At 72.2% G+C, this 16,895-nt stretch carries 15 protein-coding genes; 2 read left to right on the forward strand and 13 right to left on the reverse strand.

Translation table 11 applies throughout. The features are described from left to right. Positions 1-65: 65 nt before the first annotated feature. The 7 genes from ACZ4VW_RS00205 to ACZ4VW_RS00235 form a co-directional block, all read right to left on the reverse strand. Positions 66-1,031, reverse strand: a complete 966-nt coding sequence (locus ACZ4VW_RS00205) for a formylglycine-generating enzyme family protein (RefSeq protein WP_467958109.1) — start codon at positions 1,029-1,031, stop codon at positions 66-68. Positions 1,032-1,066: 35 nt separating this feature from the next. After that, on the reverse strand, positions 1,067-2,500 hold the full coding sequence (locus ACZ4VW_RS00210; protein ID WP_467956779.1) for an SGNH/GDSL hydrolase family protein: 1,434 nt from the start codon (positions 2,498-2,500) through the stop codon (positions 1,067-1,069). Beyond that, a complete protein-coding gene (locus tag ACZ4VW_RS00215) occupies positions 2,497-3,198 on the reverse strand; it encodes an SAM-dependent methyltransferase (protein ID WP_467956781.1) in 702 nt (233 codons plus the stop codon). Before ACZ4VW_RS00215 ends, ACZ4VW_RS00210 begins: the two co-directional genes overlap by 4 nt. Before the next feature lie 154 nt (positions 3,199-3,352). Then, positions 3,353-5,038 (reverse strand): WD40 repeat domain-containing protein, encoded by a 1,686-nt coding sequence (locus ACZ4VW_RS00220; RefSeq protein WP_467956783.1) that lies wholly within the window; start codon positions 5,036-5,038, stop codon positions 3,353-3,355. Next, complete coding sequence (locus ACZ4VW_RS00225) at positions 5,035-5,703, reverse strand: GTP cyclohydrolase II (RefSeq protein WP_467956785.1); 669 nt, start codon at positions 5,701-5,703, stop codon at positions 5,035-5,037. Before ACZ4VW_RS00225 ends, ACZ4VW_RS00220 begins: the two co-directional genes overlap by 4 nt. Positions 5,704-5,873: 170 nt before the next feature. Continuing rightward, complete coding sequence (locus ACZ4VW_RS00230; RefSeq protein WP_467956787.1) at positions 5,874-6,800, reverse strand: CopD family protein; 927 nt, start codon at positions 6,798-6,800, stop codon at positions 5,874-5,876. 99 nt (positions 6,801-6,899) lie between these two features. Continuing rightward, positions 6,900-7,115, reverse strand: a complete 216-nt coding sequence (locus tag ACZ4VW_RS00235) for an EF-hand domain-containing protein (RefSeq protein WP_355107727.1) — start codon at positions 7,113-7,115, stop codon at positions 6,900-6,902. A 94-nt stretch (positions 7,116-7,209) separates the two neighbouring features. Here ACZ4VW_RS00235 and ACZ4VW_RS00240 point away from each other — a divergent pair, with 94 nt between their 5' ends. Next, positions 7,210-7,848 carry a GNAT family N-acetyltransferase gene (locus ACZ4VW_RS00240; protein WP_467956789.1) on the forward strand — a complete coding sequence of 213 codons (639 nt, stop codon included), beginning with the start codon at positions 7,210-7,212 and terminating at the stop codon, positions 7,846-7,848. A 181-nt stretch (positions 7,849-8,029) separates the two neighbouring features. Here the strand turns inward: ACZ4VW_RS00240 and ACZ4VW_RS00245 are convergent, their stop codons facing one another. The 6 genes from ACZ4VW_RS00245 to ACZ4VW_RS00270 all read right to left on the reverse strand — a co-directional run bounded on the left by ACZ4VW_RS00245 (position 8,030) and on the right by ACZ4VW_RS00270 (position 14,420). Next, entirely contained in the window at positions 8,030-9,217 is a 1,188-nt protein-coding gene (locus ACZ4VW_RS00245) for a YncE family protein (RefSeq protein ID WP_467956791.1), read from the reverse strand. Continuing rightward, entirely contained in the window at positions 9,217-9,969 is a 753-nt protein-coding gene (locus ACZ4VW_RS00250; RefSeq protein WP_467956793.1) for a polysaccharide deacetylase family protein, read from the reverse strand. Before ACZ4VW_RS00250 ends, ACZ4VW_RS00245 begins: the two co-directional genes overlap by 1 nt. Before the next feature lie 355 nt (positions 9,970-10,324). Beyond that, positions 10,325-10,828: an ATP-binding protein gene (locus ACZ4VW_RS00255; RefSeq protein ID WP_467956795.1), complete on the reverse strand. Its 504-nt coding sequence runs from the start codon at positions 10,826-10,828 to the stop codon at positions 10,325-10,327. Positions 10,829-10,929: 101 nt separating this feature from the next. Next, on the reverse strand, positions 10,930-11,697 hold the full coding sequence (locus ACZ4VW_RS00260) for an enoyl-CoA hydratase/isomerase family protein (protein WP_467956797.1): 768 nt from the start codon (positions 11,695-11,697) through the stop codon (positions 10,930-10,932). A gap of 75 nt (positions 11,698-11,772) precedes the next feature. Further along, positions 11,773-13,017 (reverse strand): L,D-transpeptidase, encoded by a 1,245-nt coding sequence (locus ACZ4VW_RS00265; RefSeq protein ID WP_467956799.1) that lies wholly within the window; start codon positions 13,015-13,017, stop codon positions 11,773-11,775. 185 nt (positions 13,018-13,202) lie between these two features. Next, positions 13,203-14,420 carry a L,D-transpeptidase gene (locus ACZ4VW_RS00270; protein WP_467956801.1) on the reverse strand — a complete coding sequence of 406 codons (1,218 nt, stop codon included), beginning with the start codon at positions 14,418-14,420 and terminating at the stop codon, positions 13,203-13,205. A gap of 196 nt (positions 14,421-14,616) precedes the next feature. Here ACZ4VW_RS00270 and glgX point away from each other — a divergent pair, with 196 nt between their 5' ends. Further along, on the forward strand, positions 14,617-16,833 hold the full coding sequence (gene glgX / locus ACZ4VW_RS00275) for a glycogen debranching protein GlgX (protein WP_467956802.1): 2,217 nt from the start codon (positions 14,617-14,619) through the stop codon (positions 16,831-16,833). The last annotated feature ends 62 nt before the right edge of the window (positions 16,834-16,895 follow it).

The raw sequence follows: 16,895 nt of genomic DNA on the forward strand, positions 1-16,895 counted from the left end.
CACGGACGAGGGGGGTGCGTTCCGGGCCTCCGGCGTGCCGGACGCCGCCGCCGGGATGCCGGCCGTCACGGCGTCTCCGCGAGCCGGAAGCCCATGGCGTAGATGTCCCGCGCGTACCAGCCGTGCCGCCGTCGGCAGCGGGCGAGGTCGCCGAAGCGGGTGAAGCTGCCGCCCCGGGCGATGCGATAGGCGCCGCGGGTGCGCGCGAGGTCGTCGGCGACGTCCGTTCCGCCGGGGTACGGGCGGTACTCGTCCGCCGTGTACTCCTCCACGTTGCCCGCCATGTCGTGCGCCCCGAACGGCGAACGCCCGCCGGGGTACACCCCGATGGGGGTGGTGGTCAGCGGGCCGTGCTCCACGGTGTTGGCGCGGTCGGTGGCGCTTTCCCCGCCCCACGGGAACTCCCGGCCGTCGCCGCCGGAGGCCGCGTACTCCCACTCGGCCTCCGTGGGCAGCCGGAACGCCCGGCCCGTACGGTCCGCGAGCCAGGCGGCGTACGCGTCGGCTGCCTCGGGCGGAACGGTCCACACCGGGTGGTTGCCGAGCGTCTCGGGGTAGACGCCGAACCGCCAGGAGGTCGGCAGCCACGTGTTGCCGGTGTCCTCCAGGAAGCGGCGGTACTCGGCGTTGGTCACCGGGTGGAGCGCGATCCGGAAGGCCGCGATGTCCGTCTCGTACGCGGGGCACTCCTTCGCGATCCACTCCTCCTCCACCCCCGCGTGCCGCCAGCGGGCGGTGACCGGCCCGACCTCCTCCGGTTCGAGGCCGAGCCGGACCCGGGCCCCCGGGACGTCGGCCATCGGAGGATCGTCGGGCCGGATGCGCGGGTCCCCGACGAGGCCGAGGACCGTGCCGGCGGCGTAGCGCCGGGAGAAGGGCCGGCCGGGGTCCTCCGCGACGGAGACGAGGGTCACGGCGGGAGCGCCGAGGAGATCGGGGTGGGCCTGCAGGGCCCAGGGTCCCGTGCGGGCGGTGAAGGAGTCGGGCAGGCCCATGGCCGCCCGGTCGGAGAGGGTGTTGGGGTTGGCCATGACCGCCGGCGGGGCGGCGGGAGGCGTGGTGCTGGTCAAGGAAGCCTCCGGTCGGTCGTGGGAGCGCGGTCCGCGGTGCCGGTGCCTGAGCCTCGGGCCGCGGCCGGGACGGGGCCTGCGGCTCGGGCGGGAGCCGCGGCCCCGGAGCGGACCGGCGTCTCGGTCAGCTCCGTCGTCGGCACCGCGTCGGACAGGGCGCGGTAGCCCGCGTCGTTGAGGTGGATGTGGTCGCCGCTGTCGAAGCCGGCGCGCACGCGCCGGGGGTCGGCGGGGTCGCGGACCGCCGCGTCGAAGTCCACGACCGCGTCGAACTCAGGTGCCGTGCGCAGCACCGTGTTGAGTTCCGTACGGGCGCGCTCGGCGTCCTCGGTCCAGAACGGCGAGTCCTTGAACGGTGTCAGGGTGCCCACCAGCACGCGGATGCCTCGTTCGCGCAGGCGCTGGGCCATCGTGCGCAGTCCGTTCAGGACCTCGTCCGCGCCTGCGTGCGGCGGCAGTTGGAGGTCGTTGATGCCCTCGTACAGCACGACGGTCCGTACCCCCGCCTGGGCGAGCGCGTCCCGGTCGAGCCGTCCCAGGGCGCTGGTGCCGCGCTGCGGCCGGTCGGTCTCGGTGCCGTCGCGCAGCACGCGGTTGCCGCCGATGCCCTTGTTGAGCACGCCCAGGCCGCGGGTCGCCGGATCGGCGGCGAGGCGGCGCGCCAGGGCGTCGGTCCAGCGGCCGTTGCCGTCCAGGGTGGAGCCCACCCCATCGGTCTGCGAGTCGCCGATCGCGACCACCGCGCCGCGCGCCCGTGTCCCGCGCGCGTCGGTCCCGCGCACGTCCACGCCCGTGAGGAAGAACCACGAGGTCTCGGTGCGGGGGAACGCGGCCCCGGTCGCGTCGGCGGTGTGGTCGCCCGCTTCGGAGACATGGCTGCGCTGCTGCGCCAGCCAGTGCCAGGTGGTGGGTCCGGTGGGCTCCGGGAGATGGACGCCGACCATCAGGTCCGCCCCGGCCGGCGCGTCGAAGGCGACCGGGTCGCTGAGCGCCTCCGATCCCGTCGGCAGGGTCGTTCGGGCCGCGCCGCCGTCGAAGGTGACCGCCCGGGTGCTGCCGGGTACGGCCGCCGCCGGGGAGCCCGGCAGCGGCAGCGCGACGGTCGTCCGGCCCAGGGTCAACGGCCGTGTGCCGTACGCGTTCGAGAACCGCAGCCGTACCTGGTCGCCGCCGATCGACATGCGCACGACCATGCGTACCGTCCGGTCGTCCAGCCCGTCCCGGGAGATGCCCTCGGGCGCGGCGGGCGCCGGAGCCGTACCCCAGGAGCCGGCCCAGCCGGACACCTCGGCCCGGGAGGACGCGCCGGCGGGGGAGGACGCGCCGGCGGGGGAAGCCGGAGAGGCGGGAGAGGTGGGAGTTTCGACGAGCAACCCCGTCGCCCAGACCGCCGCGGAGACCGCCGTCAGCAGGGTGACGCACCGCCTCATCGCGGCTCGCCGTCCGCCGTGCGCCGGAAGGTCCCCAGAAGGTACGTGAGCCCCGCCGTGCCGCGCGGCACCCGGCGCACGTCCACCGGCTCGAAGCCGTGGGCGGTGACGAGGGAGTGGAGCTCGCCGGGGGTGAACTCGCGGTAGAGGCGCTTGCCCGCGTTGACGTAGAGGCTGCCCGCGTCGCCCGCCGCCTGGAAGACGGAGACGGTGAACAGGCCGCCGGGGACGAGCAGTTCACGGACGCGCCGCAGATGGCGGGGATAGCTGTCCGGGTGCTGGTGGTGCAGGCAGCCGTTGTCCAGCACGGCCTGGTACTCCGCCGTGCCCGCCAGCTCCGTCAGGGGGGTCACGAGGAAGCGGGCCCGGCCGGGCCGGCGAGCCACGAGGGCGTCCCACTCGGGGGAGGCGATGAGGTCGATGCCGGTGACGCGGTGCCCGTCGGCCAGCAGCATCTCGGCGTCGCGGCCATGACCGGTGCCGATGTCGAGGATGTGCGCGTCCTGGGTGTCACCGAGCGCGCTCGACAGCAGGCGCGGCGCCTCCCGCATCGCCTCTTCGCCGGTCCACAGGTCGCGCCCGGTGGCGTAGTGGTCCTGGAAGTCGGAGTGGAGCACGGCCGCGTACGCCGCCTCGTCGAGCTGCGGCGTACGGGCGGGAGTGATCGTGTAGCGGTCGGCTATGGGATGGCTGTCCATGGGGTGTGGAGTCCTCTCGGAGAGGAGGGGAAGCAGGGAGAAGCCCCCGGGAGAGGTCCCGAGGGGAGCCAAGCGGTCCCAGGGGCCGTGGCACGGCGCCGGGGGAGGCGGGGTCCCCCTCACCTCCCCCGGCGCCGTACGGGACGACGGCGACTCAGCCGCCGATCGTGTACACCTGGCCGTCGTAGGACGCGGCGGCGAAGACCTTGCGCCCGGCGTCGTACGCGAGCGAGGAGATGCCCGCCGTGGTGGGCCGGACCACCTCGGTCCAGCCGCGCTCCACCCGGTCGTAGACCGCGACGCGGCCGTTGTAGCTGCCGGTCGCCACGAACCTGCCGTCGTCGGACGCCGCGACGCACTTGATGGAGTGGGTGTGCGGCGTCGGCAGGACCTCGGCCCGCCGCTCGGGGTTCCACAGCCGCAGCTTCAGGTCACGGCTCACGCTCGCGAACCAGCCGTCCTCCAGGCCCGCGCAGCCGTTGGCGATCTTGTCGTGGGCGTCCTCGACGGTGGCGACCTTCTCCAGGGTGGAGATCCGGTACCAGGTGGCCGAGGCGTCGGCCGCCACGGAGAAGACGAAGTCCCCGGAGACGGCGACGCCCTTGACGGCGTTCACGTGCAGGGGCAGGTCCGCGACGTGCTCGACGCGGTCCGTGCCGCGCAGCCGGAGCAGCAGGCCCTCGCCGGTGTACGCCCCCACGACGGCGTACCGTTCGCCGTCCCGCTCGAAGGCGGCGCCGCAGTTGAGCGGGGAGCGGTGCTGGTACAGCTCGCGCCCCGTGAGCGCGTCGAAGACCTTGCCGAGCTGTCCGCCGGAGAGCACCACTGCGCCCAGCGGCGTGAGGAAGTTGCACAGGCTGCCGGTCTCCGCCACCTGGACACCGTCCCGGCGCACCAGTCCGGCGTCACCGACCGTCAGCGGGCCCTCGGGAGCGGGCAGCACGGCGTTGACCCCGCCGGTGGGCGGCACCTCGGCGGTGTCCCAGACCCGCTCCTCGTAGTCGTAGCCCCGGTAGCCGGCCCCGAAGGTGGCGAAGACCAGACGCGAGTCGCCGGCGAACGCGCACGAGCGGGGCCACACGTCGTCGGGCAGACCGCTGGTGTCGCGCAGCTCGGGCCGGCCGGAGGAGACGTCCCACAGCCGCATGGTCCGGTCGTAGCTGAGGCTGACCAGGAGGTGGCGGGAGTCGTCGAGGACGAGGCGCTTGATACCCGCGTCGTGGGCCGGCACGTCCTTCTGCCCGGTGGGTCCGACGACCACGATGCGGCCCTCGTCGTTGCCCGCGAAGATGGTGCCGCCGGAGGAGATGGCGATGGTGTCCGTCTCGACCCCGCCCATGTCGAGGTTGGCGATCATCCCGCCGGTCTCCAGGGACCAGCGCTTGATGGTGCCGTCGTCGCTGGAGGAGATCACCTCGTCGGCGTCGCGGTTCCATTCGACGGAGATGACGTCGGCGGTGTGGCCGGCGAAGACGGCGACGAGCCGCCCGGTGAAGTCGTACACGCGCACCCTGTGGTCGCGGGAGGCGGTGGCGATCAGTTCCTTCGACGGGTGGAAGACCGACATCTCGACGTCGTCCTCCTGCTCGGCGAAGACCGCGACCAGCCGCAGGTCGGGCACCGTCCACAGGCGGGCCGTGTAGTCGCTGGACGAGGTGAGCAGGTGCCGGCCGTCGGGCGAGAACGCGCACTGGTTGGCCAGGTGGTCGTGGAAGGAGCGCGCCAGCGCCCGGCCGGTGCGCTGGTCCCAGCAGATGACCTGGTTGTCGTAACCGGCGGTGGCGACGTACGCGTCCCGCCAGGCGGCGATGCCGCTGATGGGGCCCCGGTGCTGGATCATATGGACTCCCCCGCGAGTCGAATGGTGTGGCCGCTCCGCTCGACCTTGGCGCGCAGGTAGTGCCGGTTGCGCTCGGTCTGGAAGATCCCGGTCGGGATCACTTCGTCGATGACGATGCCGTACGAGGTCAGTTGCGCGGCCTTGTCGGGGTTGTTGGTGTGCAGTCTGATCCGCGGGGCGTCGAGGGCGCGGAGCATCTCGGCGGCGGGACGGTAGTCGCGGAGGTCGTCGGAGAAGTTCAGCTCGCGGTTGGCGGCGAAGGTGTCGAGGCCGAGCTCGTCCTGGACGCGGTAGGCGTCCAACTTGTTGTAGAGCCCGATGCCCCGGCCTTCCTGGCGGAGATAGAGCAGGATGCCGCCGGACTCCGCGAGCAGCTGCATCGACTCCTCGAGCTGCGGTCCGCAGTCGCAGCGGGCGGACCCGAAGACGTCTCCGGTCAGGCACTCCGAGTGGAGCCGCACCAGCGGGACGTCCGTGGTCGGCGCGAAGGTGACGGCGATGTGCTCCTGCCCGTCACCGAGTTCGGAGAAGGTGACCATCTCGGCGGTCTTCCAGCCTCCGTCGGCCAGTCGCACGGGCACTTCGACACGGGCCCGGGTCCGGCTCGTGGGATTCGTCAGTACGGAGGTCACCGGCGGCTCCGCACCCTTGAACGTGTTGCGCACGTGATCGTCCCTCCCGTTGGATCCTGTGCATGTAATGGACCCAGCATCTGCAACCGCGGGGCCGCGCACAGCAGGGGTGGACCGGTATCGGCACCGAGACATTTGAGGTTCAGTACCGAACCACGAGACGCCGCTGACACCGGGCGGCGGCCCTGGGGGTGGCCGGTGGCTCAGCCGCGGCTCCACACGAGCCAGTGCGGGTCGGGCACCACCGTCAGCAGGGCCGAGATCACCACGACCGCCGCGAGGACTCCCAGCTCGATCCGGGCGGGCGCCTCGGCGTCCCCGCCCCGCAGCATCCGGTGCCGGGCGGTCAGCGCGAGCAGGCTCGCCACGCCGACCAGGGCGAGCTTGGCCAGCAGGACCCTGCCGTACGCCGTGCTGAGGACGGCCTCCAGGGGAAGGCGGCGCAGACTGGAGCAGGTGCCCGTGACGACGAGCGCGGCGAAGATCCAGGCCGCCGCGCGGGCGTAACGGCCCAGCACGTCCCGCCCGCCCCCGCGCAGCCGCATGGTCCGCAGGACGTACAGCAGGGAGCCGAACCAGAGGGATGCCGCCGCCAGGTGGACGACGGTGAGCGTGACGCCGACCGCCGGGCTGTACGTCTCCGGATGCGCGCGCAGGGCCTCGGCGACGACGACCGCGGTGAGCGGGAGCAGCGCGAGGGCGGGGCGGCGGGAGGCGGCGCACAGGGCCGCGAGGGCGAAGGCGTTGGCCGTCACGAGGAGCAGGCGGCCTTCCCGCAGGCCGTACGCCGTGGTGAGGCCCAGTCCGCTGACCGCGGCGAGGAGCAGGAGGAGTCCGGCCGAGGCGGCCGCGCCGAGCAGGGCGGCGGGCGCGGACCAGCGGCGGGGCAGCGGGCCCGCGCGGGCCAGGCGGGCGCCGGTGAGTTCGCCGAGATGGACGGCGAGTGCGGCCAGGAGGAGGACCCGGAGCACGCTGGTGGTCCCGGCCGCGGGGATGGGGAGTTCGCCGGTGCCCGTCTGGGCCAGTCCGGCGCCGACGAGGGCGAGAGCGAGGGCCGCGAGGGCTCCGATCGCGACGAGCGCGGCTGTCGTCCGACGTATCGGGGTGCCTGCGGGACCGGGAAGCGTCACCGGTCGATCGTCACCGAGGGCCGGACGGGCGGCAACTCACGTACACGCGCACGCGATGGGCCGTACGGAGTACGGCGCCGCCCGTCCTCGCCCGGCGGGTCAGGCCTTGTTGAGGCCGGCCCAGAACTCGTCCCAGGACAGCTTGCCGTCGGCGTTGCCGTCGCGCGGGGCGATCAGGGCCTCCGCGACCGTCTCGGTGACGTGGAAGTCACCCAGCTGCGCCATGACGCTCTTGTACTCGGCGGCGGTGATGAATCCGTCCCCGTCCACGTCGTACCGATCGAATGCCTTGCGCGCCGACTCGATGTCCGCCACAGCTTCCGCCCCTTCTTGGTCCTTCGATGACGGGGGTCAGATTATCGGGCGGCCCGTCGGGCCGGGGCGCCGGGCCATGGCCGATCATGGAGGCATGAGCGATGACGTGGCACGGATCCTGGCGGCGGCGGCGCGCGGGCAGTTCCCGCCGCCGGACGGCTCGACGACGGTGGTCCCGCAGCCCAGCCCCCGGGACGCCGGAGTCCTCGCCTTCACCGCGCACTCGGTCGTCTTCACCGACGAGGACCCGGAGTGGGTACGGGCGGAGCTGGCGGCGGTGTCGAGCGATCCGCTGGCCGCCTCCATGAACCCGGAGTTCCTCATCGCCCTCATGCGCCGTACGGGGCTGCGCATGAACACGGTCGATCTGCTGACGGTCGCGCCCGCGCTGCCCGGCGCCCCCGAGCTGCCGCTGCGGGAGATCCGGGACACGGGGCACCCCCGGGTGGCGCGGGCGCTGAAGTTCCGGGACGACGTACGGGTGTGGGCGGCCGACGGCGGTGTGCTGATCCTGGGGCGGGGCGTGGCCGGCCGCTGGGAGGCGGCGATCGAGGTCGACGAGGAGGTGAGGCACCAGGGGCTCGGCCGGGCGCTGGCCCTCGCCGCCCGGCATCTGACGCCGGACGGCGTGGTCTGGGCCCAGCAGTCTCCCGGCAACGCCCGCAGCGTCCGCACCTTCCAGGCGGCGGGCTACCGTCCGGTGGCCTCGGAGGCCCTCCTCATCGCCGGGTGATACCCACAAGCCCCCTGGCGAGTGAGCCGAAGGACGCCGCGGGCGTCGAAAGGGAGAACGCGCACAGGCCCCGAGGAACGCGGGACCGCGCGGGGGTACCTCCCACGCCCCCGGGGCGTAGGGGGCGAACGACCGTCGACGCACGCAACAGGGCGTCCGAAGGCGAACCGAGCCCCGGAGGCTAGCGGAAGATGCCCGTGTGGCCGAGCGAGTAGCGGCCGGGCTGGGGGTAGACCGCGAGGCCGTGGGGGCCGCCGCCGACGGGGATGCGCGCGAGCTGCTTGCCGGTGGCCGTGTCGATCGCGTAGACCTCGGAGTCGTAGCGTCCGGAGAGCCACAGCACCTTGCCGTCGGCCGACACCCCGCCCATGTCCGGGGAGCCGCCGTCCGGGAGCCACCACTTCTTCGTCAGCTTGTTCTTGGCGAAGTCGAAGACCGAGATGGAGCCCTCACCGCGGTTGGGCACGTACATCTCCTTGGAGTCGCGGGAGATGTAGAGGCCGTGGCAGCCCTTGCCGGTCGGCATCAGCCGCGGGGTGGTGAACTTCTCGCCGTCCAGGACCCACATCCCGTGGGCCATCATGTCGGCGATGTAGAAGGTCTTGCCGTCCGGCGAGATCTTCACGTCCTGCGGCATCGCGCCCTCGAACGGCAGCCTCTGCTGGCCGATGACCTCCATCTTCTCGGTGTCGACCTTCAGGAGCTCGCCGGAGAACTCGCAGGAGACGACGAAGTACCGGCCGTCGGCGGAGAAGTCGGCGTGGTTCACGCCGTAGCAGGAGACGGGGACGGTCTTCTTCCGTTCCATGGTGTGCGGGTCGCGGAAGACGAGCTCGCGGTCCAGGGAGGCCATGACGACGGCGTACTTGCCGTTGGGCGTGAAGTAGAGGTTGTACGGGTCGTGGACCTCGACGGGCTTGCCCGGGGCCCCGGTGGCCGGGTCGATCGGGGTGAGCGTGTGGCCGCGGTTGTTGTTGACCCAGAGCGTCTTCATGTCCCAGGAGGGGACGACGTGCTGCGGCTGGATGCCGACCGGGATGGTCTCGATGACCTGGTACGTCGCCGGGTCGATCACGGAGACGGTGTTGGAGTTGGTGTTGGGCACGTACACCCGGGACGGGAAGTCCTTGACCACGGGTGAGAGCTTGTTCGGCCGGTCGGCCGCGTAGACGTCCTTGGGGTCGAGGACGGGCGGCATGCCGGGCAGGCCGTCCGGGGCGGCTTCCTTCGGTACGGCCGGGGCCGCGGCGGCCTCCTTCCCGGCGCCACCGCGGGGCTCGGCCCCGTCGTCCGCGGTGCCGCACCCGGCGAGCGCGGCGAGCAGCGCGGCGGCGAGGAGGCTCTTCGTACGCGTGGTGAGAGGCAGCATCAGCTCAGCAGCTCCGTGGTCGTCACCGCGCGCAGTCCGCGGCGGTCGAGGTCGGCGAGGAGGGGCGGCAGCGCGGCGACGGTGTCCGCGTGGCCGAAGTGCAGGCTCACCACCGATCCGTTGCGGATCGGTCCGGTGACGTTGCGGACGACGGCCGCGGCGCCGGGCGAGGTGAAGTCGAGGGAGTCGACGTCGTACGAGAGGACGTGCGGGTAGCCGGCGCGGCGGGCGGCCCGCTGGACGGCCGGGGTGGCGTGCCGGGTCCTGGAGGGCCGGAACCAGCTGCCGATGGAGCCGGTGAGCCGGCGCAGCCGCGTGGCGCAGGCGCTGATCTCCGCGTACGCCTCCTCGTCGCCCATCGTGGTGATGTCGAGGTGGCGCTGGGTGTGGTTGCCGAGGTCGTGGCCGCCGTCGAGGATCCGGCGGGCGAGGGCGGGATGGGCGTCGAGCCAGTCGCCGACGGCGAGGACGGTGACCCGGGCGCCGCCCTTCTCGGCCTCGGCGAGCACGGAGCGGGCGAGGGCGGGGTCGCCCTGGCCGTGGAAGGTGAGGGCGACCCGGGGGCGGTCGCGGGGTCCGTGCGCGATCTCGACGGGGTGGCCGGGGAAGCGGCGAGGGGCCGGGGCGGCGGGCGCGGCGGCCGGGCCGCGAGGTGCGGGGCGGCGCTGCGTACCGCAGGCGGTGGTGAGCGCGCCGGCGACGACGGCTGCCGCACCCGCCCGCAGCGCGTCACGGCGGTCGGTCAAGGTCACTCGACCATTCAAGAGCGGTTATGACCGAAATCTAACGATTGGGCCAATCCAGGACGTTTACAAGCCAGGAGACGCTGTCCATCATGCGGACGAGGCGAGGAAACAACCGGTTAACTCGATACCTATTCATCATTTGCAAGGCGAGTGCTTCACGTCACCAACGATTCACTGGAGATCGATCCCTATCTGTCCAAATTTGCCCTAGTAGGACCTTTTGGCGGGATGGTGTCTTGTCTGCCATAGTCGGAGACACGACCCCCATTGACCCGGGCCAGGTCGTCCGAGCACCGTGGATACACCCCCCCGATCCACGACGCTCCACCCACGGAAGCCCCCGCACGGGGGCTTTTGTGCGTCAGCGGTCCGCGACGCGCATCTCGAACCAGGTCGTCTTGCCGCGCGGCTGCAGATCGACGCCCCAGCGGTCGGAGAGCTTGTCCACGAGGAAGAGCCCGCGCCCGCTGACGTCCAGCTCATGGACGGGCATGAGGCACGGCAGCCCGCGCGAGGGGTCCTTGACCTCGATCCGGATCCAGCCACGGCGGCGCAGCATGCGCAGCCCGAAGACCCGGGCCCCGGTGTGGCGCACGGCGTTGCCGACGAGTTCGGAGACGAGCAGGACGGCGTGCTCGGCGATCTGCGGGGACAGCGCCCACTGGCGCAGGACGACGCACTGGGTGAGCCGGCGGGCGACGGCGGCGGACTCGGGACGGGAGGGCAGCCGGACATCCTCCTCGGCCGGATTTCCGTACAACTCCAGAGCCTTGAGGGCCTGTTCGTCCTCGGCTGCCGGTACCCACCGTGCGGCGGTCGCACCGCCGTGCTGCCGCGGTTGCTCCACACCCTCCAGGCCCGCCATGCCCCCATCATGGCCGGACGGAACGGACCGCGGGGCCGTTCTGGCGGAATCGGCCCCCCGGAATCGACAATTCCGGGGGATTCGATTGGCATATGCCAGGGTCAGACGAACTTCGCCTTGCCCGGGCCCTCCTCGACGAAGCTGCGCATCCCGCGCTCGCGGTCCTCGGTGGCGAACAGGCCCGCGAACCAGGTCCGTTCGATCGCGAGACCGGTGTCGATGTCGGCCTCCAGGCCCTGGTCGACCGCCTCCTTGGCGGCCCGCAGCGCGAGGGCCGGGCCCTGGGCGAGCTTCGCCGCCCAGGCGTGGGCCTGCTCGTACACCTCGGCCGCCGGGACGACCCGGTCGACCAGACCGAGCGTCAGGGCCTCGTCGGCCTTGACCATCCGGCCCGTGAAGATGAGGTCCTTCGCCCTGGAGGGGCCGATCAGCCGGGACAGCCGCTGGGTGCCGCCGGCGCCCGGGATGAGACCGAGCAGGATCTCGGGCTGGCCGAGCTTGGCGTTGTCGGCGGCGATCCGGTAGTCGGCGCAGAGCGCCAGCTCGCAGCCGCCGCCGAGGGCGTAGCCGGTGACCGCGGCGACGACCGGCTTGGGGATGCGGGCGATCGCGGTGAAGGAGTCCTGGAGCGCGCGCGACCGCTTGACCATGGCCGCGTGGTCCATGACCTGCATCTCCTTGATGTCCGCGCCCGCCGCGAACACCTTCTCCCCGCCGTACAGGATCACGGCCCGCACGTCGTCGCGGTCGGTCGCCTCCGCGGCCAGCTCGCGCAGCCGGTCCTGGGTGGCGATGTCGAGGGCGTTCATCGGGGGACGGTCGAGACGGATGGTGCCGACGCCTTCGGCGACTTCGAGGTTCACAGTCATGGAGGCAGGTTAGTGGGCGTTAACGGCGTGAGACCCGGTGCCGTTGGTCACAGCACCGGGTCTCCTCAGGACGGTCTACTTGATCCACTCCGACCACGGCATGTTCCAGCCGTTGAGGCCGTTGTCCGGCTTGATCTGCTTGTCCTTGGAGTTCTTCACGATCACGACGTCGCCGATGATCGAACGGTCGTAGAACCAGGCGGCGGGCGTCGAGCTGTCGCCGGCGCCGCGCGCGTCCCGCAGACCGACACAGCCGTGGCTGACGTTCGCCGAACCGAAGGTCCCGGGCGAGGCCCAGTAGTTGCCGTGGACGAACGTGCCCGAGGTGGACAGACGCATCGCGTGCGGTACGTCCTTGATGTCGTACTCGCCGCCGAAGCCGACCGTGGCGCCGTTCATGCGGGTCACCTTGTACTTCTCGCTGATGACCATCTGACCGTTGTACGTGGTCGTGGACGGGGCGCCCGCGGTGATCGGGATCGTCTTGATGATCTTGCCGTCGCGCTCGACCTTCATCGTCTTGGCGCTGGCGTCGACCGTGGAGACCTGACGGCGGCCGATGGTGAAGGAGACCTTCTTCTTCTGCTTGCCGTAGACGCCCGGCCGGCCCTCGACGCCGTCGAGGTTGAGCTCGACGGTCACCTTGGTGCCCGCGGCCCAGTACTCCTCCGGGCGGAAGTCGAGGCGGTCGTTGCCGAACCAGTGACCCTCGATCCGCACGGCGGGCTCGGCGGTCACCTTGATGGCCTTCTCCACCGCCTCCGGGTTGGTGATGCCCCGGGTGAAGTTGATGGAGACCGGCATGCCGACGCCGACGGTCGAACCGTCCTCCGGCGTGTAGTGCCCGATGAAGGTGTTCTTCGGGACCAGGGTGGTGAAGGTGGTGTCCTTCGCCGACTCACGGCCCTCGGAGTCCTTCGCCACGGCGTGGACCTTGTACTGCGTGCCCGCCGCCAGGTGGCCGACGGGCTGCCAGCTCGTACCGTCCGCCGCGAGCTTGCCCTCGACCTCGACACCCTTGGAGTCGGCGACGGTGACCGTCGTCAGCTTCCCCTGCTCGGCCGTCACCTTCAGCGCGCCGCTGGTGGCGACCGACTCGGCGCCGTCCTTCGGGGCGATCGTGACGACCGCCTGCGACGCCGCGATCTCCTGCTTGCCCCCGCCGCTCCGCGCCGGGTCCTCCCCGCCCTTGCCGGCCGGGTCCCCGCCCCCGCAGGCCGTCAGCACCAGGAGCAACGCCCCCACAGCCACGGCCTGCAGACGTGCGCCCCCGCGCCGCCGTCCACGACCCACCCCGGCCGATATCGGCTGCCCGTTCACAATGGTGTCTCCCCTCGCACGGCCTGGTCTCGCCACGGCCCGCACCCCCGCACGCATCCTCCGCGCGCACGGCGCTAGATAATCACACCGCAGGACACGAAAGTTCCACGTGAATGTCACCGTTCAGTCCCAGTTGATCCAGGAACCGTGCACGTCACGCGGGTCGACGAGGGGACGACGGGGGCTCACCGCAGGGCGGAACCCGCCTTCCACCGGTTCCAGTCCATGTTCCAGCCTCCGAGCCCGTTGTCGGGAGCGACCTTTCGGTCACGGGAGTTGACGACTTCCACCACGTCGCCGATGAGGGTCCGGTCGAAGAACCAGCCCGCCGGGGAGTCCGGGCTGCCGCCCTTCTCGTCCCGCAGGCCGACACAGCCGTGGCTGACGTTGGCCGAGCCGAAGGTGGAGGGCGCGGCCCAGTAGTTGCCGTGGAGGAAGGTGCCCGACTCGGTCAGCCGCATCGCGTGCGGTACGTCCTTGATGTCGTACTCGCCACCGAAACCGACGGTCCGGCCGTCCATCCGCGTCACGTCGTACAGCTCCGTGACCACCATCTTCCCGTTGTACGTGGTGGTCTTCGGCGCCCCGGCCGTGATGGGCAGGGTCGCGAGCACCGCGCCGTCCCTGCGGACCTCCATGGTGTGCGCCGCCGCGTCCACCAGGGAGACCTGGGAGCGACCGACGGTGAAGCCGACCGTCTTGCGCTGGATGCCGTACACCCCGGGCGCTCCCTCGACGTCGCGCAGGGCGAGCTCGACGGTCACGCGGGTGCCGGGCCGCCAGTACTCGGCGGGGCGGAAGTCGAGCCGTTCCTTGCCGAACCAGTGGCCGACGACCTCCACGGGCGGCTGCGAGGTGACCCTGATGGCCCGTTCGACGGCCTCGCGGTTCTCGATGGCACGGTTGAAGGCGAAGGAGACGATCATGCCGGTGCCGACCGTGGAACGGTTCTCCGGCTTGAAGTAGCCGATGAAGCGGTGCTCGGGCACGACCGTGGTGAAGGTGGTGTGGCGGGCGGAGCGCCGGCCGTGGCCGTCGAGCGCGACGGCATCCACGCTGTACTTGGCGGCGAGCGCGAGCCGGGCGTCCGCGGCCGGCCGCCAGCGCAGCCCGTCCTCGCTGATCGCCCCGGGGACGGCCGTCCGCTGGGCGTCCTCGACCTGGACGACGGTGACCCGTTCGAGGCGTCCGCTGTCCACCCGTACCTCGATCGGCCCCTCGGCCGGCACGGCACGGCTGCCGTCCTCCGGACTGATCCGGATGACGTCGCCGGGCGCCCGCGCCTTCCCGGGCAGCGAGACGCCGATCCCCCCGTCGCCCCCGCCGTCGGTGCAGCCCGACAGGCCCACCATCAGTGCCGCCACCGCGAGGGCGTACCCCGCCCGCTTCCATACAAGTGTCACGCTCAGCCCAACGACAGGCCCCCTCCAGGGGAAACGTGCGTGCGGGTCACGTTGGGAGGACGGCCGTCGGGGGCAGAACAGGTGGGAGGACCACGTGCGGGAAGTCGCGGCCGGGACGCCGCGCGCTCCGCGCCATGGGGTTTCTCCCTCGCCGCCAGGCAAGGGGGAGGCCCGCCGAGCCGCAGGAGGCCGACAGGTGTCGAGCGCAGCCGAGCAGGAGGCGGTACCGGACGGAGTGGGGCTTCCCCTTGCCCCGGAGCGGTTCCGGCCCGTGGTGTGGCCGGGTGCGCCCACACCCCTGGGCGCACGGTGCCGGGTCGGGCCCGACGGGGTGTCCGGCACCAACTTCGCCCTGTGGGCGGGCGGGGCGGAGGCCGTCGAGCTGTGTCTGTTCGACGCCGACGGGACGGAGCGGCGGCTGCCGCTGACCGAGCTCACCCACGAGATCTGGCACGGCTTCGTGCCGGGGGTGGAGGCCGGGCAGCGGTACGGCTACCGGGTGCACGGCCGCTGGGACCCGTGGACGGGCGCCCGCTGGAATCCGGCCAAGCTGCTCCTGGATCCGTACGCCCGGGCCGTGGACGGGGACTTCACGCTGCCGGCGGAGGTGTACGGGCACGTCCGGGACTGGCCGCAGCAGCATGTGGCCGACACCGTGCGCGACGACCGGGACTCGGCGCCGTTCGTGCCGAAGGGCGTGGTCGTCCATGACGACGACGACTGGTCGGACGACCGCAGGCCGAAGACCCCCTGGCCGGACTCGGTCATCTACGAGCTGCACGTGAAGGGCTTCACCCAGCTCCATCCGGGCATCCCCGAGGAGCTGCGGGGCACCTACGCCGGGCTCGCGCACCCCGCGGCGATCGACCATCTCGTACGCCTCGGGGTGACGGCGGTCGAGCTGCTGCCGGTGCACCAGTTCGCGCACGAGGACCATCTGCTCCGGCGGGGCCTGCGCAACTACTGGGGGTACAACTCCATCGGCTACTTCGCGCCGCACGCGGGCTACTCCGCGTCGGGGACCGCCGGGCAGCAGGTCGGCGAGTTCAAGAAGATGGTGCGGGCGCTGCACGCCGCCGGCATCGAGGTCATCCTCGACGTGGTCTACAACCACACGGCGGAGGCGGGCGAGCTGGGCCCCACGCTCTCCCTGAAGGGCATCGACAACCGGGGCTACTACCGTCTGCAGTCCGACGCCCGCCGGTACGCCGACTACACGGGCTGCGGCAACACCCTGCACGTGGTCCAGCCGCAGGTGCTGCGGCTGATCACCGACTCGCTGCGGTACTGGGTGACGGAGATGGGCGTCGACGGCTTCCGCTTCGACCTCGCGGCGGCGCTGGCCAGGTCCTTCCACGACGTCGACATGCTCTCGCCCTTTCTGGCCGTCATCGCCCAGGACCCGGTGCTGCGCCGGGTCAAGCTGATCGCCGAGCCGTGGGACGTCGGCAACGGCGGCTACCAGGTCGGCGCCTTCCCGCCGCTGTGGACGGAGTGGAACGACCGCTACCGTGACGCGGTGCGGGACTTCTGGCGCGGCGCCCTGCCCGACGTACGCGACCTGGGCTACCGCCTCTCCGGTTCGAGCGACCTGTACGCGTGGGGCGGGCGGCGGCCGTACGCCTCGGTCAACTTCATCACCGCGCACGACGGCTTCACGCTCCGCGACCTCGTCACGTACGAGCGCAAGCACAACGAGGCGAACGGCGAGGGCAACCGGGACGGGACGCACGACAACCGCGCCTGGAACTGCGGGGCGGAGGGCGAGACCGACGACCCGGACGTCGGCGCGCTGCGCCTGCGGCAGCTGCGGAACATGCTGACGACCCTGCTGCTGTCGACCGGGGTGCCGATGCTCGTCGCGGGCGACGAGATGGGCCGCACCCAGGGCGGCAACAACAACGCCTACTGCCAGGACAACGAGACCAGCTGGCTGGACTGGTCGCTGCCCGAGGACCCGGGGCGGCGGGAACTGCTCGCCCTGACGCGCCGGCTGCTCGCGCTGCGCCACGCCCATCCGGTGCTGCGCCGCCGCGCGTTCTTCTCCGGCCGCCCGCAGGCCGCGGACGGGCTGCGCGACCTCGCCTGGTTCACCGCGGACGGTACGGAGATGACCGAGCGGGACTGGTACGCGCCCGCCGCCACGCTCGGGCTCTACCTCTCGGGCCGTGACATCCCGGGCCGCGACGCCCGCGGCGTCCACGTCACCGACGACAGCTTCCTGGCGATCCTGCACGCGGACCACCGCCCGGTGGCCTACCGGCTGCCGGGGCCGCCGTGGGCGGAGTCGTACGAACTGGTCCTGGACACCTCGCTGGAGGACCAGTCGGACGCCCCGGGGACGGTGCACCGGGGCGGGGAGACGGTGACGGTGGGGGCGCGGTCGGTGCTGCTGCTGCGGGTCCACGGGTGAGACCCGCACCGGCCGCCGCGGCGCGACGGCGGTGGCCGGTGCGGGAAGGGGTGGTGCTTCCC

Source organism: Streptomyces sp. NPDC029139 (genome assembly GCF_055564335.1).

Coding starts and splice junctions, on each gene's coding strand:
- ACZ4VW_RS00215 (WP_467956781.1), bottom strand. CDS start 3,198: ATGGACAGCCATCCCATAGCCGACCGCTACACGATCACTCCCGCCCGT.
- ACZ4VW_RS00245 (WP_467956791.1), bottom strand. CDS start 9,217: ATGCTGCCTCTCACCACGCGTACGAAGAGCCTCCTCGCCGCCGCGCTG.
- ACZ4VW_RS00255 (WP_467956795.1), bottom strand. CDS start 10,828: ATGGCGGGCCTGGAGGGTGTGGAGCAACCGCGGCAGCACGGCGGTGCG.
- ACZ4VW_RS00220 (WP_467956783.1), bottom strand. CDS start 5,038: ATGATCCAGCACCGGGGCCCCATCAGCGGCATCGCCGCCTGGCGGGAC.
- ACZ4VW_RS00205 (WP_467958109.1), bottom strand. CDS start 1,031: ATGGCCAACCCCAACACCCTCTCCGACCGGGCGGCCATGGGCCTGCCC.
- ACZ4VW_RS00210 (WP_467956779.1), bottom strand. CDS start 2,500: ATGAGGCGGTGCGTCACCCTGCTGACGGCGGTCTCCGCGGCGGTCTGG.
- ACZ4VW_RS00240 (WP_467956789.1), top strand. CDS start 7,210: ATGAGCGATGACGTGGCACGGATCCTGGCGGCGGCGGCGCGCGGGCAG.
- ACZ4VW_RS00260 (WP_467956797.1), bottom strand. CDS start 11,697: ATGACTGTGAACCTCGAAGTCGCCGAAGGCGTCGGCACCATCCGTCTC.